This is a genomic window from Erwinia sp. BNK-24-b (assembly GCF_047456155.1).
GTDB lineage: Bacteria > Pseudomonadota > Gammaproteobacteria > Enterobacterales > Enterobacteriaceae > Erwinia > Erwinia phyllosphaerae.
This window is the reverse complement of the sequence record NZ_CP179901.1, coordinates 3,927,494-3,949,043: the sequence shown is the minus strand read 5'-3', so window position 1 is coordinate 3,949,043 and position 21,550 is coordinate 3,927,494. Positions and strand designations below refer to the sequence as shown.

General features: G+C 53.4%; 19 protein-coding genes. 15 read left to right on the top strand and 4 right to left on the bottom strand.

The features are described from left to right. Positions 1 to 123: 123 nt before the first annotated feature. From osmY to deoD, 9 genes are all read left to right on the top strand, one after another. Positions 124 to 738, top strand: coding sequence for a molecular chaperone OsmY (osmY, locus tag ACMGGR_RS18140; protein WP_246762038.1), 615 nt, complete (start codon positions 124 to 126; stop codon positions 736 to 738). Between the two features lie 131 nt (positions 739 to 869). Beyond that, a complete protein-coding gene (locus tag ACMGGR_RS18135) occupies positions 870 to 1,031 on the top strand; it encodes a DUF1328 domain-containing protein (RefSeq protein ID WP_071995405.1) in 162 nt (53 codons plus the stop codon). Positions 1,032 to 1,275: 244 nt separating this feature from the next. Beyond that, positions 1,276 to 2,313 (top strand): patatin-like phospholipase family protein, encoded by a 1,038-nt coding sequence (locus ACMGGR_RS18130; RefSeq protein ID WP_414147496.1) that lies wholly within the window; start codon positions 1,276 to 1,278, stop codon positions 2,311 to 2,313. Continuing rightward, on the top strand, positions 2,310 to 3,083 hold the full coding sequence (locus tag ACMGGR_RS18125; protein ID WP_414147495.1) for a TatD family hydrolase: 774 nt from the start codon (positions 2,310 to 2,312) through the stop codon (positions 3,081 to 3,083). The genes ACMGGR_RS18130 and ACMGGR_RS18125 overlap by 4 nt, the downstream gene beginning before the upstream one ends. A 315-nt stretch (positions 3,084 to 3,398) precedes the next feature. Then, positions 3,399 to 4,445, top strand: coding sequence for a hypothetical protein (locus ACMGGR_RS18120; RefSeq protein WP_414147494.1), 1,047 nt, complete (start codon positions 3,399 to 3,401; stop codon positions 4,443 to 4,445). A gap of 250 nt (positions 4,446 to 4,695) precedes the next feature. Beyond that, positions 4,696 to 5,475 (top strand): deoxyribose-phosphate aldolase, encoded by a 780-nt coding sequence (deoC, locus tag ACMGGR_RS18115; protein ID WP_414147493.1) that lies wholly within the window; start codon positions 4,696 to 4,698, stop codon positions 5,473 to 5,475. A gap of 86 nt (positions 5,476 to 5,561) precedes the next feature. Further along, positions 5,562 to 6,884, top strand: a complete 1,323-nt coding sequence (gene deoA, locus ACMGGR_RS18110; RefSeq protein WP_414147492.1) for a thymidine phosphorylase — start codon at positions 5,562 to 5,564, stop codon at positions 6,882 to 6,884. 61 nt (positions 6,885 to 6,945) lie between these two features. Then, a complete protein-coding gene (deoB, locus tag ACMGGR_RS18105; protein ID WP_246762027.1) occupies positions 6,946 to 8,169 on the top strand; it encodes a phosphopentomutase in 1,224 nt (407 codons plus the stop codon). 54 nt (positions 8,170 to 8,223) lie between these two features. Further along, positions 8,224 to 8,943: a purine-nucleoside phosphorylase gene (gene deoD / locus ACMGGR_RS18100; protein WP_246762025.1), complete on the top strand. Its 720-nt coding sequence runs from the start codon at positions 8,224 to 8,226 to the stop codon at positions 8,941 to 8,943. Positions 8,944 to 9,120: 177 nt separating this feature from the next. Here deoD and ACMGGR_RS18095 read toward each other — a convergent pair whose 3' ends face one another. Continuing rightward, positions 9,121 to 9,768, bottom strand: a complete 648-nt coding sequence (locus ACMGGR_RS18095) for a YtjB family periplasmic protein (protein ID WP_414147491.1) — start codon at positions 9,766 to 9,768, stop codon at positions 9,121 to 9,123. A 115-nt stretch (positions 9,769 to 9,883) separates the two neighbouring features. Here ACMGGR_RS18095 and serB point away from each other — a divergent pair, with 115 nt between their 5' ends. The 3 genes from serB to nadR all read left to right on the top strand — a co-directional run bounded on the left by serB (position 9,884) and on the right by nadR (position 13,589). After that, positions 9,884 to 10,861, top strand: coding sequence for a phosphoserine phosphatase (gene serB, locus ACMGGR_RS18090; protein WP_246762022.1), 978 nt, complete (start codon positions 9,884 to 9,886; stop codon positions 10,859 to 10,861). Between the two features lie 9 nt (positions 10,862 to 10,870). Beyond that, positions 10,871 to 12,253, top strand: coding sequence for a DNA repair protein RadA (gene radA / locus ACMGGR_RS18085; protein WP_246762020.1), 1,383 nt, complete (start codon positions 10,871 to 10,873; stop codon positions 12,251 to 12,253). Positions 12,254 to 12,353: 100 nt separating this feature from the next. Further along, the gene (gene nadR, locus ACMGGR_RS18080; RefSeq protein WP_246762018.1) at positions 12,354 to 13,589 is read left to right on the top strand and encodes a multifunctional transcriptional regulator/nicotinamide-nucleotide adenylyltransferase/ribosylnicotinamide kinase NadR; all 1,236 of its coding nucleotides are present in this window, start codon (positions 12,354 to 12,356) and stop codon (positions 13,587 to 13,589) included. A 64-nt stretch (positions 13,590 to 13,653) separates the two neighbouring features. Here nadR and ACMGGR_RS18075 read toward each other — a convergent pair whose 3' ends face one another. From ACMGGR_RS18075 to ACMGGR_RS18065, 3 genes are all read right to left on the bottom strand, one after another. Continuing rightward, complete coding sequence (locus ACMGGR_RS18075; RefSeq protein WP_246762017.1) at positions 13,654 to 14,934, bottom strand: MFS transporter; 1,281 nt, start codon at positions 14,932 to 14,934, stop codon at positions 13,654 to 13,656. Further along, positions 14,927 to 16,081, bottom strand: a complete 1,155-nt coding sequence (locus tag ACMGGR_RS18070) for a mandelate racemase/muconate lactonizing enzyme family protein (RefSeq protein WP_414147490.1) — start codon at positions 16,079 to 16,081, stop codon at positions 14,927 to 14,929. The genes ACMGGR_RS18075 and ACMGGR_RS18070 overlap by 8 nt, the downstream gene beginning before the upstream one ends. A gap of 192 nt (positions 16,082 to 16,273) precedes the next feature. Beyond that, complete coding sequence (locus ACMGGR_RS18065) at positions 16,274 to 17,041, bottom strand: GntR family transcriptional regulator (protein WP_414147489.1); 768 nt, start codon at positions 17,039 to 17,041, stop codon at positions 16,274 to 16,276. Positions 17,042 to 17,255: 214 nt separating this feature from the next. Between ACMGGR_RS18065 and nagE the strand changes: the two genes are divergently transcribed. Genes nagE through ACMGGR_RS18050 form a run of 3 tightly spaced genes read left to right on the top strand, consistent with a single transcriptional unit; the run spans position 17,256 to position 21,453 of the window. Then, complete coding sequence (gene nagE, locus ACMGGR_RS18060; RefSeq protein ID WP_414147488.1) at positions 17,256 to 18,641, top strand: N-acetylglucosamine-specific PTS transporter subunit IIBC; 1,386 nt, start codon at positions 17,256 to 17,258, stop codon at positions 18,639 to 18,641. Positions 18,642 to 18,644: 3 nt separating this feature from the next. After that, positions 18,645 to 19,574: a haloacid dehalogenase-like hydrolase gene (locus tag ACMGGR_RS18055; RefSeq protein ID WP_414147487.1), complete on the top strand. Its 930-nt coding sequence runs from the start codon at positions 18,645 to 18,647 to the stop codon at positions 19,572 to 19,574. Between the two features lie 13 nt (positions 19,575 to 19,587). Further along, complete coding sequence (locus ACMGGR_RS18050) at positions 19,588 to 21,453, top strand: hypothetical protein (protein ID WP_414147486.1); 1,866 nt, start codon at positions 19,588 to 19,590, stop codon at positions 21,451 to 21,453. Positions 21,454 to 21,550: the final 97 nt, after the last annotated feature.

The window sequence follows — 21,550 nt, the reverse complement described above, 5'->3', positions numbered from 1 at the left end:
TATTTATTTCAACAGGACGCAAAATATGTGGCGCGGTTGCTACAACGCCTGATTACTGCAGTCACGCCGTTTGTGGCTGAAAGCTCACAGTTGTGAGTGCAATAACCAAGAAGGAAGAGATCGATGAACAAGACTAAGATTGCTAAAACTCTGATGGCTGCTCTGGTAGGTTCTGCACTGGTTAGTGGCGCTGCGATGGCAGAAGACACCACTACCCCGAAAGCACAGTCTACTACTGACAGCGCGGGTTCTAAGATCGATAGCTCTATGAAAAAAGTCGGTGGATACATGGATGACAGCGGCGTTACGGCCAAGGTGAAAGCTGCCCTGGTAGATAACGAAGCCATTAAAAGTACGGATATCTCAGTCAAAACCCATAGCGGTGTCGTCACGCTGAGCGGTTTTGTCGCTTCACAGGATCAGGCCGAGCTGGCCGTATCCGAAGCGAAAAAAGTTGAGGGTGTTAAATCCGTCAGTGACAAACTGCACGTAAAAGACAGCACAAAAAGCAGCGTTAGCGGCTATGCCGGTGATGCAGCAACAACCAGCGAAATTAAAGCTAAACTGTTAGCGGATGACATCGTACCGTCCCGCAACATCAAGGTTGAAACGACCAATGGCGTGGTTCAGCTTTCCGGTGCGGTGAAAACCAAAGCACAGTCTGACCGTGCTGAAGGCATCGCCAAAGCGATCGACGGCGTTAAGAGCGTGAAAAACGATCTGTCAGTAAAATCGTAAGACCGGCGCGGGCTGACTCTGTAAGGGTCGCCCGCGACAGAACTACCGCAGGAGCACAGTAGTCATGCTGAACTCAGGCAGAAATCAATAACAGATGATGTTCGATTTTAATATAGGGTAAGGAGAGGCTTATGTTTCGTTGGGGTATTATCTTTCTGGTTATCGCACTGATCGCCGCTGCTTTAGGTTTCGGTGGTCTGGCAGGTACAGCCGCGTGGGCAGCTAAAATCGTCTTCGTAGTGGGTATCATCATCTTCCTGATCAGCCTGTTTACCGGCCGGAAGAAGCTATAGATTTAAAAATCTTCCCGGCGGGCTAAGGCCTGCCATCGGGAAGTTAAAGCGGGCTGCAAAGCCCGCTTGCAGCAGGTCTCTCTGTTTCCGTCCCCTGTCTTCCCTTTTTGCCTCTGTTTTAAACCTCGCATTCACTCATCGCTACATTTTTTCATCATGCATTAACATCTGTAGCAATAAGCGTCAAACACCAGGCCTTTGGTCAGGCGTACTCTCACTGCATCACATTCCAGAGGAGAGCACGGTGGGACAGCGCATTCCAGTCACGCTCGGCAATATCGCGCCACTGGCGTTAACGCCTTTTCATCCGGGCAAACTCGCACTGGTTTGTGAAGGCGGCGGCCAGCGCGGCATTTTCACCGCTGGCGTCCTGGACGAGTTTCAACGCGGCGGCTTTAACCCCTTCGACCTCCTGATTGGTACCTCTGCGGGCGCACAGAATCTTTCTGCCTTTATTTGCGGTCAGCCCGGCTATGCGCGACGCGTTATTACTCGCTATACCACCAGCAAGCTCTTTTTCAATCCGCTGCGCTTTGTCCGTGGCGGCCATCTGATCGACCTGGACTGGCTGGTGGATATCACTGCGAAAGAGTTTCCGCTGGCAATGACGGCAGGTGAAAAAGCGTTTTCCCAGGGACGAGAGTTTTATATGTGCGCCTGCCGCAGCGACGACTACTCGCCCGGCTATTTTGCCCCCACGGCAGCAAACTGGCTGGATATTATTAAAGCCTCCAGCGCTATTCCCGGCATGTATCGGCCGGGCGTGGATCTGGACGGCATCAGCTATCTTGACGGCGGTATCAGCGATGCCATTCCGGTACGCGAAGCCGCGCGGCGCGGTGCCCGAACTATAGTTGTGATCCGCACCGTGCCGTCGCAGATGACCTATACGCCCCAGTGGATAAAGCGTGTTGAGCGGTGGCTGGATAAAGGTGCGCTACAGCCGCTGGTTAACATTATCCATCTGCATGAAGAAAGCTATCGACAGACCCAACAATTTATTCACGAGCCGCCGGGCGATCTGAACATTATCGAAATTTTCCCGCCGCGCGCGCTGGCAAGTATGGCGTTGGGCAGCCGGGTGGCGTCGTTAAACCAGGATTACCATCTGGGCCGTCGCTGCGGCCGCTATTTCCTGGCTACAATAGGGCAGTGGCTACATAATGATGCGCCTGGCGTGGAACCCGTTGTCCCGGCCATGCCGCCAGCTAATGAACCGGTTATTTTTCCGGAACCGCTGGCAAGTAATGATGATGATTTTCCTGAAGGGTCTCTGGCATGACTGTTTTTGTTGATACGCACTGCCACTTTGATTTTGCACCTTTTAGCGGCAACGAGGCGGAAAGCCTGCGGCTGGCGGCAGAAGCAGGGGTGGAGAAGATTATCGTGGTGGGCGTTGCGGCCGCTCGTTTTGCTGGCGTAATGGCGCTGGCTGAAAAATATCAGCCTTTATATGCCGCGCTCGGCACGCATCCGATGGCGATAGCCGACTATCAGGAAGCGCATTTGCAGCAGCTGGAAAATTATTTGCGGCAGCGCTCGCCGAAGCTGGTGGCGATTGGTGAGATCGGTCTGGATCTCTATATTGAAAACCCGCAGTTCGACAAGCAGCAGGCGGTGCTGGATGCGCAGCTGCGGCTGGCACGCGACTATAATCTGCCGGTTATTCTGCATTCGCGCCGTACCCATGACAAGCTGGCGATGCACTTACGTAAGCTCGATCTGCCCGCGCGCGGCGTCGTGCATGGCTTTGCCGGAAGCGAGCAGCAGGCGCTGGCTTTTATCCGTGAAGGATTTGCCATCGGCGTTGGCGGCACCATTACCTACGAGCGCGCCAGCAAAACCCGTAATGCTATTGCTCGTCTGCCGCTCTCGTCGCTGCTGCTGGAAACCGACTCGCCGGATATGCCTGTACAGGGTTTTCAGGGAGAACCTAATCGTCCTGAAAGGATTAAAAACGTCTGGCAGAGCCTGTGCGAAATCCGGCAGGAAGCACCGCAGGTAATAGCGGAAACAATTCGTGAAAATAGCCGCAGGCTGTTTGGTATTTAGTATTGTCCGTTTTAAAAAAAACAGACCGGTCGATTTTAAAATGCAAAATAGTGGGAATATTAAATGACCAGCGCATTGGCGTTACGGTGATATTAAATAACGGTTAATTATTGTTGTTACCTGAGCTGAATTAACAAAATTGATTCTTTTACTCCCCTTACCTTTACCGCTTAAGTGTTTTGTGCTGTCGCATTTTTGAGGTTGTTATAAAATATATTAGATAGGGCTTTTATTTAAGTTAAATATATTTTAATAGCCTCTTTTCTATTCTTTCAGGTTTATTTAATTTTTAAAAAAACTAAGCTGAGGTATTGTATGTTGGACGTGAAATTCAGGAAGAAGGTTTCATCAAGAAAACTGAAACTATTTAATGAAAGAAACCACGATCGCAATCTATTAATAGAAGAAAAAACGGCATTGCTAAAGATGTGGGATAAGGCATTGAATTTACCAGGCGCAGACCTGAAACTGGTTTATGTCCTGAACCGTTCGGCCAATCATGATATTGGCGAATATAATGCTTTTGACGGCTGCTCGGTTAGCTCTGCTGAGTCGTACCGCTCATTTGATTCAGCCAATTCGTCAAGCTCTTCCTCCCGTGCCCGGGTTTGGCCCGATCAGGCCCCGTTTCTTACCCAACCAGCAGAGCATGTATTTAGCGCGATGGATAATTTTACGGTCAGTTGCCTGCCCGTTCCTTCTCCGGGAAAGTTGCCCAGGTTTAGTGGGAGTAACGTAATCCATCTTGATCTTAGCGTACCGGTGCAAAATATTATCGGCGCCTCTGTAAACCCCAACGTGGGCCATCGTCAGGCGAGAAAGATACATAATAGTATTTACGGCAGAGAGGCATTTCAGCCAGGGGCAGATAACGATGGCGAAGGGGCAAGACAAGCTCAAAGCAAAAATAAAGAACATGATTGCTCAATATGTAGCCCAGAAAGTTTCAGGAACAGAAGCAAAAAAGAAAAAGAGCGTTCAGCCGTTACCCTGCTCGGCCGACCGGGGATACAGGCACATTTTTCCTTTCCGCCATCAGCCAGGGTGAAACTGAAGGGAATAACTTATATACCTTATTGTATTCTGGGGTCGTTAAGGCGAGGCGAATTTTCAGAAGGGTTCATTGATAAACGTATTCTTTTGAAAGATATTGGCGTTGTAAAAGAAATTATGTGGAGAAACAACCTGAAAGTGTTTACCTTCCCGCTAGCCTCTCTGCCAGGCGTAAACAGAAGCTTCACGGATGCACTTCTTGACTATGAAGGCTTTAAAAGAGAAGGCGCGCATGATTATCGCCTGCTTCCTCGCGCAAAAATTACGCTGTCACCGTTATGCCATCGTGAAAATTTTTCCCTGCTGTAAAATGTTACCATCATAACATTTTGTTATGTTCCTCTGAGCGTTCTGCAAGGGCAGTCAGGGCATGTTTTGTGAGTGTTATGCTATTTTTCGCGCAATTTTTGCAATCGCATGCAAACCCGTGTGAGATTAATCACTGATGTAGCGCAGCGGTAATGTTACTATTATAACATTACCGCTGCATCGTGACCTTGCATCGTGACCTTGCATCGTGACCTTGCAGCGAGGCCTGCTGATTTTTCCGGAGAATACTATGACTGATTTAACCGCTGTCGCCGTTCGCGCGCTGAAACTGATGGATTTAACCACGCTGAACGACGACGATACGGAGGCCAAAGTGGTTGCCCTGTGCCGTCAGGCTAAATCACCCGCTGGCAATACTGCCGCCATTTGTATCTACCCTCGTTTTATTCCGGTTGCGCGCAAAACCCTGCGCGAGCAGGATACGCCGGATATCCGCATTGCAACCGTAACCAACTTTCCACACGGCAACGACGATATCGAAATCGCGCTGGCAGAAACGCATGCCGCTATCGCCTATGGCGCAGATGAAGTTGACGTCGTTTTCCCTTATCGTGCGCTGATGGCCGGTAATGAAGAAGTAGGGTACGACATGGTTTACGCCTGCAAAGAAGCCTGCGCCGACGCTGGCGTGCTGCTGAAAGTCATTATTGAAACCGGCGAGCTAAAAACGGAAGAGCTGATCCGCAAAGCTTCTGAAATTGCTATCGATGCCGGGGCCGATTTTATTAAAACCTCCACCGGTAAGGTGGCGGTCAACGCCACCCCGCAGGTAGCCGAGATCATGCTGCGCGTGATTGCCGAAAAAGGCGTGAAGCATCAGGTGGGCTTTAAGCCTGCTGGCGGCGTGAAAACGGCGGAGGATGCCGCTCTCTATCTGCAACTGGCCGATGATATTCTGGGCGAAGAGTGGGCAGACGCCCGTCATTTCCGTTTTGGCGCCTCCAGCCTGCTGGCCAGCCTGTTGAATGCCGCGGGCTATTCTTCTGCCAAAAGCGATTCAGCCTACTAATACCAGGCCGCCCGCCAGCATAAAAAGGCGGGCGCCTGCCGGTAAAATCTGCCCGGATCCCGGGCGACACCTCACCAGGGGGCAACGTGTTTTTGCCACAGGAAATTATCCGTAAAAAAAGAGATGGCCAGGCGCTGAGCGAAGAAGAAATCCGCTTTTTTATTAACGGCGTGCGTGATAACGCCGTATCGGAAGGACAAATTGCCGCGCTGGCGATGACTATCTGGTTTCACGATATGACGCTGCCGGAACGCGTGGCGCTGACCATGGCGATGCGCGATTCCGGCACCGTGCTGAACTGGCAAAGCCTTGGCCTGAACGGGCCGGTAGTGGATAAGCACTCTACCGGCGGCGTGGGCGATGTGACGTCGCTGATGCTGGGGCCGATGGTGGCGGCTTGCGGCGGCTATGTGCCGATGATCTCCGGGCGCGGGCTGGGCCATACCGGCGGCACGCTGGACAAGCTGGAAGCGATTCCGGGTTTCGATATTTTTCCGGACGATCGGACCTTCCGTAAGATTATCAGCGAGGTCGGTGTAGCAATAATCGGCCAGACCAGCTCGCTGGCGCCTGCCGACAGACGTTTTTACGCCACGCGCGATATTACGGCAACCGTTGATTCCATTCCGCTGATTACCGCATCGATTCTGGCGAAAAAATTAGCCGAAGGCCTGGATGCGCTGGTGATGGATGTCAAAGTCGGCTCCGGTGCCTTTATGCCAACCTTTGAGCAGTCCGAGCTGCTGGCGCAGTCGATTGTTGGCGTGGCGAACGGCGCAGGCTGCAAAACAACGGCGTTGCTGACCGATATGAACCAGGTGCTGGCTTCCAGCGCAGGCAATGCGCTGGAGGTTCGTGAAGCGGTGCATTTCCTGACTGGCGCTTACCGTAATCCGCGTTTGCTGGAGGTAACGATGGCGCTCAGCGCAGAAATGCTGATTTCCGGCGGGCTGGCGACAGATAACGACGACGCGGTCAGCAAACTGCAGGCGGTACTGGATAACGGTCGCGCGGCGGAAGTTTTCTCGCGTATGGTGGCCGCGCAAAAAGGCCCAGCGGACTTTGTCGATAATCTGGATCGCTATCTGCCTGCGCCAATGCTCAGTAAAGCGGTTTACGCCGATCGGCCTGGCGTGGTAAGCGCGATGGATACGCGTGCGCTGGGCATGGCCGTTGTGGCGATGGGCGGCGGTCGCCGTCGTGCCAGCGATACTATTGACTACAGCGTTGGGCTGAGTGAGATGGCGCAGCTGGGCGACCACGTGGATGGTCAGCGGCCGCTTGCCGTGATCCACGCTGCCAGCGAAGCGGGCTGGCAGGAGGCCGCAGCGGCGGTAAAACAGGCCATTACGCTGGCAGAAAAATCATCGCCACCGACGCCAGTTATTTATCGCAGAGTCGCCGGATAAACGGCATACTGTTCTGATCGATAAAATTTAGCTTATCGCGTTAACAACGCAGGAGACCACGATGAAACGTGCATTTATTATGGTGCTCGACTCCTTCGGCATTGGGTCAAGCAAAGACGCTCACAAGTTTGGTGATGAAGGTTCCGATACGCTTGGGCACATTGCCGAAGCCTGTTTTAAAGGCGAAGCGGATATTGGACGCAAAGGGCCGCTGCATCTGCCCAATCTGACCGCGCTGGGTCTGGGTAAAGCGGCAGAAGAGTCCACCGGCAAATTCCCGCCGGGGCTGGACGAGAATGCCGATATTATCGGCGCTTACGCCTGGGCCAGCGAGCTCTCCTCCGGGAAAGATACGCCTTCCGGCCACTGGGAAATCGCTGGTGTGCCGGTGCTGTTTGACTGGGGTTACTTTACCGACAAGGAAAACAGTTTTCCGCAGGCCCTGCTCGATGAGCTGGTAGAAAAAGCGGATCTGCCGGGTTATCTGGGCAACTGCCACTCTTCCGGCACGGTCATTCTTGACCAGCTGGGCGAAGAGCACATGAAAACCGGCAAGCCGATTTTCTATACTTCTGCCGATTCAGTGTTTCAGATAGCGTGCCACGAAGAGACCTTCGGGCTACAGCGTCTTTACGATCTGTGCGAAATCGCACGCGAAGCGCTGACGGAAGGGGGTTACAACATTGGCCGCGTTATCGCCCGTCCGTTTGTCGGTGACAAAGCCGGTCATTTCGAACGTACCGGCAACCGGCACGATCTGGCGGTCGAACCGCCTTCGCCGACCATCCTGAAAAAGCTGGTGGAAGAAAAGAACGGCGAAGTGATTTCCGTAGGCAAAATAGCGGATATCTATGCCCACGTCGGCATCACTAAAAAAGTGAAGGCGACCGGCCTGGACGCGCTGTTTGACGCTACCGTGCAGGAAATGCAGTCGGCACCGGACAACAGCATCGTCTTTACCAACTTTGTTGATTTTGACTCCACCTGGGGCCACCGTCGTGACGTGGCTGGCTACGCTGGCGGCCTTGAGCTGTTCGACCGTCGTCTGCCGGAGCTGATGGCGCTGGTGAAGGAGGGCGATATTCTGATCCTGACCGCCGATCACGGCTGCGACCCAACCTGGCAAGGCACGGAGCATACCCGCGAACATATTCCGGTGCTCATTTATGGCCCGAACGTGAAGCCAGGCCCGCTGGGATATCGTGACACCTTTGCGGATATCGGTCAGACTATCGCAAACTATTTTGGCCTGTCCGCAATGGAATATGGCAAAAGCATGCTGTAATCAGCGCAACATAACGTGCCGACGCGAGTCGGCAATAGCAATAAGGATTAAAAGATGGCTACCCCTCATATTAACGCAGAAATGGGTGATTTCGCTGACGTAGTGCTGATGCCGGGCGACCCGCTGCGTGCAAAGCACATTGCGGAAACCTTTTTGCAGGATGCCGTGGAAGTCAATAATGTGCGTGGCATGCTGGGCTATACCGGTACTTATAAAGGCCGCAAAGTCTCCGTCATGGGCCACGGAATGGGCATTCCTTCCTGCTCAATCTATGCCAAAGAGCTGATTACCGATTTTGGCGTGAAGAAAATTATTCGCGTGGGTTCCTGCGGCGCGGTACGCAGCGATGTGAAACTGCGCGATATCGTCATTGGTATGGGTGCGAGCACCGATTCAAAAGTAAACCGTATGCGCTTCAAAGATCACGATTTCGCAGCGATTGCGGATTTCGATATGGTGCGCAACGCGGTCGACGCAGCGAAAAACCTGGGTGTGGAAGCGCGCGTTGGCAATATTTTCTCTGCCGACCTGTTCTACACGCCAGACCCGCAGATGTTTGACGTAATGGAAAAATACGGCATCCTGGGTGTGGAAATGGAAGCGGCCGGTATCTATGGCGTAGCGGCAGAGTTTGGCGCAAAAGCGCTGGCAATCTGCACCGTTTCTGACCACATCCGCAGTGGCGAGCAGACCACGGCGGCTGAACGCCAGACGACGTTCAACGAGATGATTGAAATCGCTCTGGAATCCGTTCTACTGGGCGACAAAGCCTGATTAAGCGTGACGCCGCTCGCCTGTAGCGGTAAGCCTACTGGCCGGTTATACCGGCCAGCTTTCCTATAAAGAGTCTGTTCACCTTTCCGTTTTTTAATTCAAATTTATTGTTTGCAGACACTAGATTACGTAATGAATATCTATTCCCGGTTAGCCGCTATGTCTGAAATAACCACGCTACTTTTCCTCTGGCGCTTCGTCGTTATCTTCTTTCACCGGACGATTCGCCGTCAGCAGAAACGGCGACTGCTGCCAGCGGGTACGGCGATCCCTGAGCAGAGTACGCGCCAGAATAATGCCGATAGCCAGCGCCAGCAGCATCATCAGGCGCAGAATATTGGTGGTGTTATCCACCTGGCGGGAATCCGTTACCAGCACGTGCGTATCCAGCGTGACGCGCAGAAAGCCGCGCGGCCCGTCCGGGCTGGATAAAGGTTCTACCAGCTGATGGTTGAAGTAGCTGCCCGCTCGCTGTCCGTCCAGCGCCAGCCTGTCGCGTACGTTAATACTTTCCCCGCTGTGCGCAATCAGCGTGCCGCTGTCATCATAGACAGAAGCGTCCAGAATGCGGCTTTCGGTAGTCATCTGCGTCAGGATATTGACGATTTTCTGGTGATTATCGTCGCTGTTTTCCATCATCGGCGTCAGGCTAAACGCTACCTGGCGGGTCAGCGTTCGCGCCAGTTCCTCGACCTGTTCAGAGCGCGCCATTTGGTGGCCCATACTGAACCAGGATGCGCCCTGCATCAGCACCACCAGCAGCGCCAGGCAAATCAGTACGATCGCCGTGCGGTGCAGCCGAAATGTTAGTTTGGCTTTAGCCATCTTTCTTTCACACTTTATCAGTTCAAGCAGGATTTGCTTCGTGCTTTTATGTTGCCAGAAGCAGGCGAGACAAGGTAGCCTCTTGCGTGGTTAATATGTCCCTACAGGAGCTGTAATGCCAAATAGTCTGACCTGGTGCGACCTGCCTTCCGATGTCTCTTTCTGGCCGGGTTTGCCTCTTTCCCTCAGCGGTGATGAAGTTATGCCGCTGGATTACCGTGCTGGCCGTACCGGCTGGCTTCTGTATGGACGAAATCTTGATAAAGATCGTCTGACGGCGTTGCAGCACAGGCTGGGCGCGGCGATGGTTATCGTCAGCGCCTGGTCTGTGGAGGATTACCAGGTGATTCGCCTGGCGGGTTCGCTGACGCCGCGCGCGACAAAGCTGGCGCACGAAGCCGGCCTGGACGTCGCGCCGCTGGGCCGTATTCCGCATCTGAAAACGCCAGGTTTACTGGTGATGGATATGGACTCCACCGCGATTGAAATCGAATGCATTGATGAAATCGCCAAACTGGCCGGCTGCGGCGAGCTGGTGGCGGAAGTGACCGAAAGAGCGATGCGTGGCGAGCTCGACTTTACCGACAGCCTGCGCCAGCGCGTGGCTACACTGAAAGGTGCCGATGCGAATATCCTCAGCACGGTCCGCAATGAACTGCCGCTGATGCCGGGCCTCGTTTCGCTGGTGCATAAGCTACAGGCGCTGGGCTGGCACATTGCCATCGCTTCCGGCGGTTTTACCTGGTTTGCAGAGTACCTGCGTGACACGCTGCATCTCTCGGCCATCGTGGCTAACGAGCTGGAAATCCGCGACGGCAAGCTGACCGGCGAAGTGCTGGGCGATATCGTCGATGCGAAATATAAAGCCGACACGCTGCGCAAGCTGGCAAAACGGTTTGATATCGCGCCGGAACAGACCGTGGCGATTGGCGATGGCGCGAACGATCTGCTGATGATCAAGGCTTCCGCGCTGGGCATCGCCTATCACGCCAAGCCAAAAGTTAATGAAAAAACCGAAGTTACTATCCGTCATGCCGACCTGATGGGGGTGTTTTGCATTCTCAGCGGCAGCCTGATTCACGAAGAACGTTAAGGAAAAGATTTGGCCAAAGCGGCAAAGCGCGCCTTTGTTTGTAACGAATGCGGCGCAGATTATCCACGCTGGCAGGGGCAGTGCAGCGCCTGTCACGCCTGGAATACCATTACCGAAGTGCGCCTGGCGGCGTCGCCTACGGTCGCGCGTAACGAACGGCTGAGCGGCTACGCGGGCAGCGCTGGCCCCAGCCGCGTGCAGAAGCTTTCGGAAATCAGTCTGGAAGCTTTACCGCGCTTCAGCACCGGTTTCAAAGAGTTTGACCGCGTGCTGGGCGGCGGCGTGGTGCCGGGCAGCGCCATTCTTATCGGGGGTAATCCCGGTGCCGGTAAAAGTACGCTGCTGCTGCAAACGCTCTGCAAGCTTGCGGAAAACATGAAGACGCTTTACGTCACGGGCGAAGAGTCGCTGCAGCAGGTCGCGATGCGCGCGCACCGGCTGGGCTTGCCGACCGCCAATCTGAATATGCTTTCCGAAACCAGCATCGAGCAAATTTGCCTGATTGCCGAGCAGGAAGAGCCGAAGCTGATGGTGATTGACTCTATCCAGGTAATGCATATGGCGGATATCCAGTCCTCGCCGGGCAGCGTGGCGCAGGTCAGGGAAACCGCCGCTTACCTGACGCGCTTTGCCAAAACGCGCGGCGTGGCGATTGTGATGGTCGGCCACGTCACCAAAGATGGCTCGCTGGCCGGGCCAAAAGTGCTGGAGCACTGTATCGACTGTTCCGTGCTGCTGGATGGCGATGCGGACTCACGCTTCCGTACGCTGCGCAGTCATAAAAACCGCTTCGGCGCGGTAAACGAGCTGGGTGTGTTCGCCATGACCGAACAGGGCCTGCGCGAGGTCAGCAATCCTTCCGCCATCTTCCTTAGCCGCGGCGAAGAGGTGACTTCCGGCAGCTCGGTAATGGTGCTGTGGGAAGGAACGCGGCCACTGCTGGTAGAAATTCAGGCGCTGGTCGATCACTCCATGCTGGGCAATCCAAGACGCGTAGCGGTCGGGCTGGAGCAGAACCGTCTGGCCATTTTGCTGGCGGTGCTGCATCGCCACGGTGGCCTGCAAATGGCCGATCAGGATGTGTTCGTCAACGTGGTCGGCGGCGTCAAGGTCACCGAAACCAGCGCCGACCTGGCGCTGATGCTGTCGATGGTTTCCAGCCTGCGCGACCGTCCTTTACCGCAGGACCTGGTGGTGTTTGGCGAGGTCGGCCTGGCCGGTGAAATTCGTCCGGTGCCGAGCGGTCAGGAACGCATTGCCGAAGCGGCCAAGCACGGTTTCCGCCGCGCAATTGTGCCTGTCGCCAACGTGCCAAAAAAAGTGCCGGAAAATATGAAAGTTTACGGCGTGAAGAAACTGGCCGACGCGCTGTCGATCCTCGATGAACTGTAATTAAGCAGGGACGTTAGCGCGCGGCTTACCCTTGCGGGGCGCAACAGCGCTCCGCACTTCAAAGCGGCGGAAAGCTCGCCCGTTATGCAGGAGGCACCCGGTGTCGTCATTTGATTATCTGAAAACGGCTATTCGCCAGCAGGGCTGCACGCTACAGCAGGTGGCGGAGGCCAGCGGCATGACCAAGGGCTATCTCAGCCAGCTGCTGAATGCCAAAATCAAAAGCCCCAGCGCGCAGAAGCTGGAGGCGCTACACCGCTATCTTGGCCTGGAGTTTCCGCGTCGCGAAAAAACCGTAGGCGTGGTTTTTGGTAAGTTTTACCCGCTGCACACCGGCCATATCTATCTGATCCAGCGCGCCTGTAGCCAGGTTGACGAGCTGCATATCATCATGGGCTACGACGAGCCGCGCGACCGCGAGCTGTTTGAAGCCAGCGCCATGTCCCAGCAGCCCACGGTCAGCGACCGTCTGCGCTGGCTGCTGCAAACTTTTAAATATCAGAAAAATATCCGCATCCATTCGTTTAACGAAGAGGGCATGGAACCCTATCCGCACGGCTGGGACATCTGGAGCCGCGGCATCCATGACTTTATGGAAAACCACGGCATCATACCGAACCGGGTTTACACCAGCGAAGAGCTGGACGCGCCGCAGTATCAGCAGCATCTGGGCATCGAGGCGGTATTAATCGATCCCAAACGATCCTTTATGAACATCAGCGGCGGCCAGATCCGCCAGGATCCTTTTCGCTACTGGGAATATATTCCTACGGAAGTGAAACCGTTCTTTGTACGCACGGTGGCGATTCTGGGCGGCGAATCCAGCGGCAAGTCGACGCTGGTTAACAAGCTGGCAAATATTTTTAACACCACCAGCGCCTGGGAGTTTGGCCGCGACTACGTCTTTTCCCATCTGGGCGGCGATGAGATGGCGCTACAGTATTCCGACTATGACAAAATCGCGCTGGGGCAGGCACAGTACATCGATTTTGCCGTTAAATATGCCAACAAGGTCGCTTTTATCGATACCGACTTTGTGACTACTCAAGCTTTCTGCAAAAAATATGAAGGGCGCGAACATCCTTTTGTGCAGGCGCTGATTGACGAATATCGTTTCGATCTGGTGATCCTGGTGGAAAATAACGTGCCGTGGATAGCGGACGGGCTGCGCAGCCTTGGCAGTTCGGTAGATCGCAAAGAGTTTCAGGGATTGCTGGTGGAGATGCTCAAGGCGAACAACATCGATTTTGTGCATGTGGAACAGGATAACTACGACGAGCGTTTTCTACGCTGTGTGGAGCTGGTGCAGGAGATGTTGGGCAATAGCCCGCTGTGACGAGATAATAAACAAGCACTGGAGAAGCCCGTTTGCTCATGCCGAACGGGCTTTTTTATTGTCGTTACGCCAGCGAGCGCAGCGCATTAACGCTCTGCTGGCGGACAAACAGCGCCAGCATTGCCATACCGGTTAGTGCCAGCACGCTAGCTAACAGAAAGGCTGAAGAGTACCCGCCGCCATACTGAATCAAAAAACCGGTAATTCCCGGCGACAGGATGCCCGCCAGATTCGCCAGCAGATGTACAAAACCGCCCGCGGTACCGATACGTTCAGCCGGAACGATATCCTGCAACAGCGACCAGCATGCCTGCGGGGTCATATAGGCAAATACGCTGGCAAGCGTGATTAGCGTCACTGCCAGCGTAACGCTGCTGGCCCAGGCCGTCAGCATGACGCAGATCGCCGCCACCGCCAGGCCAAAAAAGATCACCAGCTTACGCGACAGCAAAAAATTGCCGGTGCGGCGGAACAGCGCATCGGAAATGACGCCACCGCCGATAAAGCCTACCGTTGCGCCCAGCCACGGCAGAATACCGATCAGGCTCATACTTTTAATATCCAGATGCTGAAAATCGGTCAGGTAGCTGGGCAGCCACGAGAGAAAGAAAAACTGGATATAGTTAAAGCAGAAGAAGGCCGCGGCGACGCCCAGTACCGGCAGTGAAAAAACGTAGTGCCAGAGTTTAGTTTGCTGAGCGTTACCCGATTTGGTCACGCGTGTGGCGGGGCGCTGGGCAGCAATCATTGCTCGTTCTGGTTCGCTAACGCGCGGATGCTGTTCTGGTCTGTCGCGGAACAGCCATAGCCAGAAAGCCAGCCAGACGAAGCCCAGCGCGGCAATCACAATAAAAGAGACGCGCCAGCCAAAATGCAGCCCGACCAGCCCAACGACCGGCGCGGCAACGGCAGCGCCGAGCGGCTGTCCCGCATTGGTAAAGCCGACTGCGCGGCCAACCTCCTGACGAGGAAACCAGTTAGAGATCGACTTATTGGTGGTGGTGCCCATTGGCCCTTCGCCGATACCAAACAGTACGCGCACGATCAGCAGATGGGCAAAGCTACCCGCCAGTGCCGTGGCACCGCAAAACAGCGACCAGATGGCCGCCGCCCAGCCAAACACTTTGCGCGGGCCGTAGCGGTCCGCTCCCCAGCCGCCCAGAAAACAGAACAGGCAGTAGCCGATAAAAAAGCAGCTGAATAAGATACCCATCTGCGCATCATCGATTTGCAGATCTTTTTTAACCAGTGGAGCCATTACCGACAGGGCAGCACGATCCAGGTAGTTCAGCACGCCAGCAAAAAACAGCAGTAGCGCTACTACGCTTCGATAGTTTTTAAACATGATTAGCCCCCATGCTCAGGGTGATATGGCTGAGGGTATGCCTTTGCAGTACTTCTGCATCCGGCTGAAAACCCAGGCCCGGCACTGTGGGAAGCCGCATCGTCGGCGCGAACTCTAACTGGGGATAAAGCAGCGGCGTGAAGCGGATAAAAGGCACCTCCAGACGGATATCGGCAGGCAGGGTGGCAACCAGATGCGCGGTAGCCAACAGACCTGCGCCGTAGTAAAAGCAGTGGGGAACAACCTTGATACCATGCTGTTTAGCGCGTTCAAAAACGCGCAGCGAGGCGGTAATCCCACCCACTTTTGTGACGCTGGGCTGGAGGATATCGACGGCTTGCGCACCGTAAAAGGGTTCGAATCCCCATTCACCAGAGGCGTTTTCGCCCGCGGCTATCGGCGTGCCGGCACGACGAACCTGCGCCAGTCCGGCAATATCGTCCGGCGGCCATACCGGCTCTTCCAGCCAGCCCAGCTTTAACTCTGCCAGCTGCCGGGCGCGATGACCGGCTTCGTCGACCGACCACGGACAGTTAACGTCGACCATTAGCGTGGCCTCTTCTGGCAGCGCGGCTCGGGCAGCGGCAATCGCAGCGTAGTCGGTTTCATGCAGCTTAAGCATCTGGAATCCGGCCTGCCATGCACGCTGTACCTGACGGGCGACCTCGTCCGGCTGATTGTTATAGCTGACCAGGCTGGCATACAGCTCCACTTCCTGACGCTGTGCGCCCAACAGCTGCCACAGCGGTTTTTTCAGCCGCTGGCCAAGGAGATCCCACAGCGCAATATCTATCGCCGACAGCGCATAGCGAACCGGCCCGCTGCGGCCAAAAGCGTGCAGCGCCTGCTCCGCTTCGGTCATCAGCAACAGCAGCGCTTCGCGGCTTTCCGGCACGGCCTTGCCCAGAAACAGCGGAATAACCAGCGCTTCCAGCGCCCCGGCCGTAACCGGATTACATAAATGACCAAAACCTTCTCCCCAGCCTTGCTCGCCTTGATCGGTGGTGACGCGTACCAACAGCGTTTCCATCTGCTTCAGCGCGGGGGACGCCGCGTTCCATGCCGTTTCCGCCGCTGGTACTGGCGCTTCACGATCGCTGGCAAAAGGAATAGCGAGGCGGATGACCTCAATTTGACTGATTTTCATGCCGGAAACCTCTTTATGTAGGGCGGTCAGCGGCTTGTAATCAGCTATAAGAGTGCCGCCGGACCAGTGGGGTAAGCATGTTGCCGCTTCAGTATAAAAAGGAGGTCAGGCTGGGGCATCGTTCAGCCGCACAAGGATAGCGCGGCAGGATAAGTCAAATTTTGGCATCTGGCTAAGCGGCTGCGGGACGGGTCACAGAAGCAGGGGCCTGGCATCATCCCGATCTCTGTGTAGCGCGACCGTGAAATCATAATATTCATTCAGGCACCAGGTACGGGTATATTCCACCGGTCGATCGCAATGGCTGTAACCCGTGCGTGTTACCAGTAAAAGCGGGTCTGATTCTTTGATTTGCAGATGACAAGCCAGCTTACCGTTTGCCGCGACGGCGCTAAAGCGCTGGATAGCCCGTACTACCGGCATCCCTTTTTGCGCCAACAGCAGATAAAGCGACGTATTGGCATTGCTAAGCTCTTCCAGCAGATCGTCAGGAAGCACGGCCAGCTGCAAAGAAATGGCAATATCGTTGATTTTTCGTAGTCGGATTATCTCAAGCACCTTCTGATTTTCCGTCAGGCAAAGGGCCTGCTGCTCTTCCGCAGTAGATTCTCGACGCTGGCAGCCCAGCAGCTCACTTTGTGGCGTGCCGCCGCATTTTTCCGCCATCTCGCTAAAGCTTTCCAGCACGCCAGGCAGCTGGCGCACCAGCGGGGCGATAAATGTACCCGATCCGCGCTTGCGCACAATAGTGCCGTTTTCCAACAGCGTCTGATATGCCCTGCGGGCAGTACCACGCGCAATACCCAGCGTTTTTACCAGCGTGCGTTCAGAAGGAATGATATCGCCAGGCTGCACTTTCCCTTTCCGCACGGCCGTTTGCAAGCTCTTTACCAGCTGCATATAGAGCGGCATGGTGCTGTCGTTATCAACATAAAACAGGGGAGATAAAGTCTTGGTCATCGTAGCTCCTGAAGAGATAAAGCCCGAATGTGGCTAATTGATTAAATTTCTATTTATCTTTTGTTATCAAGGGGATGAAATGCCATAAATTTTGTCATGCCAGTCACAATACAGAATGGAACAGATAGCGTACAGGCGAAAGACAACTGTATGGTGCGCAAAGTGGTACACAAAAGGTACATGTTTTCCTCTTCTGATTTGCGCAGGTAAACCTATGAACAGTTACTTCTTCGCTATTATGCAGCGGCTCGGCAAAGCATTGATGCTGCCGATAGCCGTGCTTCCTATTGCTGGCCTATTGCTGCGGTTAGGGCAACCCGACGTACTGGATATCGCTTTTATTACCAAAGCGGGGCAGACGCTTTTTGAGCATTTACCGCTGCTTTTTGCCATAGGTATTGCTGGCGGCCTGGCTAAAGATAATCACTGCGCGGCCTGTCTGGCAGGCACCGTCGGCTATCTGGTTCTCACTTCGGTAATGAAGGCTATTAATCCGGAGCTGGATATGGGCGTGCTGGCGGGTATTGTTGGCGGCATTCTGGCAGGCGTGCTCTACAATCGCTATCAGGATATTCGCCTGCCGGAATATCTTGCTTTTTTCGGCGGCAAACGCTTTATTCCGATCGCTACCGGCATGAGCTGCCTGTTGCTGGGCATTGTTTTCGCATGGGTTTGGGCACCGCTACAGCACGGTGTTAGCAGCGCAGGAGACTGGCTGGTCACTTCCGGCCCGGTTGGCCCTTTCGTCTATGGCATTCTGAACGTCCTGCTGCGGGTAGTCGGGCTGCACCATATTATCAATTCTTTGGTCTGGTTCGTTTTTGGGTCGTACGGCACGGCGGAAGGCGGTGTCGTAACGGGCGATATCCATCGCTTTTTTGCTGGTGACCCTCTGGCGGGCGACTTTATGACCGGCTATTTCCCGGTATTTATGTTCGCGTTGCCGGCCGCCTGCCTGGCTATGTACCATGCCGCGCCGATGGATAAACGTTCTACCGTCGCTGGTCTGTTTTTATCCCTGGCGCTGACGACTTTTCTGACCGGTATCACCGAGCCGGTAGAATATACCTTCCTCTTCCTTTCTCCACTTCTTTATGGTATCCATGCGCTGTTAACAGGCGTCTCTATGGCCGTATGTCAGCTGTTGGGGATTAAGCTTGGCTTCACTTTCTCTGCCGGATTAATTGACTATGGGCTTTCTTTTGGTCTGGCGACCTCGCCGTTATTGATAATCCCTGTAGGGATGGTATGGGCGCTGATTTATTACCTGCTGTTCCGCTATTTTATCCGGCGTTTTAATCTTGCTACGCCAGGCAGAGAGGATCATACCGTCATGGCAGAGAAAAAAGGCGTATCGGAAATTGCGGCAGACTATCTGGTAGCGCTGGGTGGAAAAAGTAACCTTATTGTTATCGATGCCTGTATTACTCGTCTTCGTCTTGAGGTTGCCGATATGGCGCAGGTTAACGAGAAAAAATTAAAGGAGCTGGGTGCGTTAGGCGTAGTTAAAAAAGGAAGCAATGGCGTGCAGGTTATTATTGGCGCTCAGGCTGAGATTGTTTCTGGTGAACTTCGCGAGCTTGTTAATAACAAGGAATAGTAAATGAAACAGAAAAGATTTCTGGATTGCTGCGCCTCGGATCTGGCGGCGGTGAATAAAGACGAGCTGCTGTATGCTATACGCGCCAGCGAAGGGCGTATATTGGTTAGCGAAACTATCGCTATCACGCAGCCACTATTAAATAATGTCACTAATGCAGAGCTGGCTGCCGCACAGGGCGCAGATATTTTGCTCGTTAACATGTTCGACTGTCTGAATCCATTAATACAGGGAATGCCTGCCGGTATTTCATCGGAAAAAATGCTCTCTGAGCTACAGCATCTGACCGGGCGAATTATTGGCGTTAACCTTGAGGCCGTGGACCCGAATTTTGCAAACAACCATAAAGAAATATGGCAAATGAGCGCCGGGCGGGAAGCCACCGCCGAAAATGCCAGGCGCGTGGTAGAAATGGGGGCGAAAATCATTGTGCTTACTGGTAATCCAGGCAACGGCATCAGTAATCTGGCGCTGGCCAAAGCGCTGGGAGAATTAAAAGAGGCGGTAGGAAGCAATGTTGTTTTGATAAGTGGAAAAATGCACGGTGCGGGCGTCATCAGTGAAAGCGCGCAGGCCATCATTACCGAAACCGATATAGCCAACTTTGCCCGGCATGGCGCTGATATTGTGCTCGTGCCTGCACCAGGTACGCTGCCCGGCATGAGTCTGGAACGGGTACAGTCGCTGATTGCCTGTGCCCATCAGCAGGGCATCATGGCGATGACCGCAGTGGGAACCTCACAGGAAGGAAGCGATATCAATACCATCAGACAGATTGCCTTAATGAGTAAAATGGCGGGAGCAGACCTACATCATATTGGTGATACGGGGTATATGGGAATAGCGCTACCGGAGAACATTCTGGCCTACGGCATTGCCATCAGAGGTGTGCGACACACTTATTCACGTCTGGCACGGTCAATAAACCGTTAAGCAGAGGTTAAAAATGTTTAGCACGAAACCGGCTACTACCTTTAGTGATCCTCTCACTGTTCTACAGGCGGCAAACCACAACCGGGGAGCGAAAATTTTAGTTGTCGGTTATTCTCCAACGGGCGGCGGACATACGGGACGTTTATTAAATATTATTGGTCATGCTTTAGAAAAAGGTGCTTTCACTTCCGGCTGTGTCGTTATTTTTCACGTACCGCCAGTGTGGGAGAACATCCCCCGGCGAGCCGAGCTGGATGTTTTATGCCGTAAGCTCTTACAAAAAGGGATTGCGGTGGTGCTGGCTGAAGCAACCAGGCCTGTTTACGGCTATCTGGATGATAAAACCGGAGGATCGAATGATGCGATGATCCTTGAAAGGCTGGCCTGTTATCCTCTACGCAACAGAATGAAACCGCAGGGAAATAGCTGTGTTGATGGTCTGGGGCAGTGCGTTATTTATCAACCGGGAATGGATATACATAGCCTGCCGCTAATAGAAAGTAAGGTTTTATTTAGCAGTTTGCTGCGGGTGCTGAGCCGGGAAACGCTTTTTAATCGAGTGTACGTGCTGACGGATATGGATTTTGCTTTGCAAAAAGCGGCGGCCTGTATTGGCATTCCCGGGCACCATCGTCTGGACCAGCAAAATCACGCCATTTTGCTGGAAACCATCCATACGCAAATTAATTTTTTGCCAAAATATGCCCTTTTAGCCAAAGTGCTTGGTGGTACAGGCGAAAAAATATCTCACATTGCGCCAGGCGAAAAAAATACGCTTGGGAATATGATCGATACAGCCGCCAGGCTACAGATAAACGCTGGTATACCCGTTGCTGTTGCCCAGGAGCGGATAATGAAAGAAATAGAAAAGCATCTGCTTTCTGCAAACGCCGCCGCTGCAAAATTGCAGAATTGCCTTAAAACCGGCGCGGCTTTTGTTGGGGCTATCTGTTCGGAGAACGTTACCAGAGATTACAGCAAAAAAAATATCGTTTATATTTATGCCCACAAGAAAACAAACAGTATTGCACAGCATATTCAAACCAGGCTGGCACAGAATCATCCGGATTATAGCTGCCGAGTTTTTATTTTCTGCGGCTCTGGCGCGACAGGTAATTTAAACACCTTACATCTTTGTTACCTCGCCGATGCGGATGGCATAACCACTGCAGGTGCGGGTACCTGTGGTGAGTTTCGCTATTTACATCGTCAGGTAGCCTGTCAGGCTCGCCTGCTGGTTTTGCCTGTTGAAGGCCATAATGAACAGGCCGCCAATCTTGCTTACCTCAGCACTTCTGAAGCCACAAAAGAGTATATTTACAGTATGCGCGCGCAGGAAAATCTGCAGCAGCTGCTCGATCGCTATCTCTCCATTGCTCCTGTTGCTATCGATAAAAAACAAACCATGAGTGATTATTTTCACGCGATAACCTGTGAAAAAACTTACGCGGCACAGGCTTTTGAGCTGTTATTCAATCAGGTTTCTCCTTCGCAACAGATCACTTTTCTGCAACAACTCGAAGTGAACATGTATCAGTCCCCTTTGCTTAAAGGAACCCGCCGTTACTTGAAAATGGTTTTTCAGGGGATGCTGCTGGCGGAAAAAGGAAGGCAGGACGCTGTCGATATCTGGTTCAGCGATAAAGAAATTAATAGCCACAGGTTCGATAATTTATGGGATCTGGGTATGACAATCGGCAATAACACTTTACTGGCGAATGTATTAGGCCTGCAAAAAGAGGAAGTGGCTGGCCTGCCGCTGCGTCTTCAAATTGCCAGTTTCTTTAAGCAGGTCGGTAAGCGGTGGAGCAGTAACAGTCTGATTGAAATGAATAAATTAAAAGAAGAGCTTGGCGGGTTTATGATTACCGGCTTTTAATAAAAAGGGCGAAAACGCCCTTTTAGATTGTTGGTAACCTCTATGCGCTCATAATTTCAGGTGGGTTAGCAGCCTGAAAAAACGAAAACGTCTTTTT

Coding starts and splice junctions, on each gene's coding strand:
- ACMGGR_RS18135 (WP_071995405.1), top strand. CDS start 870: ATGTTTCGTTGGGGTATTATCTTTCTGGTTATCGCACTGATCGCCGCT.
- deoB (WP_246762027.1), top strand. CDS start 6,946: ATGAAACGTGCATTTATTATGGTGCTCGACTCCTTCGGCATTGGGTCA.
- ACMGGR_RS18125 (WP_414147495.1), top strand. CDS start 2,310: ATGACTGTTTTTGTTGATACGCACTGCCACTTTGATTTTGCACCTTTT.
- ACMGGR_RS18050 (WP_414147486.1), top strand. CDS start 19,588: ATGTTTAGCACGAAACCGGCTACTACCTTTAGTGATCCTCTCACTGTT.
- ACMGGR_RS18055 (WP_414147487.1), top strand. CDS start 18,645: ATGAAACAGAAAAGATTTCTGGATTGCTGCGCCTCGGATCTGGCGGCG.
- ACMGGR_RS18120 (WP_414147494.1), top strand. CDS start 3,399: ATGTTGGACGTGAAATTCAGGAAGAAGGTTTCATCAAGAAAACTGAAA.
- deoC (WP_414147493.1), top strand. CDS start 4,696: ATGACTGATTTAACCGCTGTCGCCGTTCGCGCGCTGAAACTGATGGAT.
- ACMGGR_RS18075 (WP_246762017.1), bottom strand. CDS start 14,934: ATGTTTAAAAACTATCGAAGCGTAGTAGCGCTACTGCTGTTTTTTGCT.
- serB (WP_246762022.1), top strand. CDS start 9,884: ATGCCAAATAGTCTGACCTGGTGCGACCTGCCTTCCGATGTCTCTTTC.
- osmY (WP_246762038.1), top strand. CDS start 124: ATGAACAAGACTAAGATTGCTAAAACTCTGATGGCTGCTCTGGTAGGT.
- ACMGGR_RS18095 (WP_414147491.1), bottom strand. CDS start 9,768: ATGGCTAAAGCCAAACTAACATTTCGGCTGCACCGCACGGCGATCGTA.
- nagE (WP_414147488.1), top strand. CDS start 17,256: ATGAACAGTTACTTCTTCGCTATTATGCAGCGGCTCGGCAAAGCATTG.
- ACMGGR_RS18065 (WP_414147489.1), bottom strand. CDS start 17,041: ATGACCAAGACTTTATCTCCCCTGTTTTATGTTGATAACGACAGCACC.
- ACMGGR_RS18070 (WP_414147490.1), bottom strand. CDS start 16,081: ATGAAAATCAGTCAAATTGAGGTCATCCGCCTCGCTATTCCTTTTGCC.
- deoD (WP_246762025.1), top strand. CDS start 8,224: ATGGCTACCCCTCATATTAACGCAGAAATGGGTGATTTCGCTGACGTA.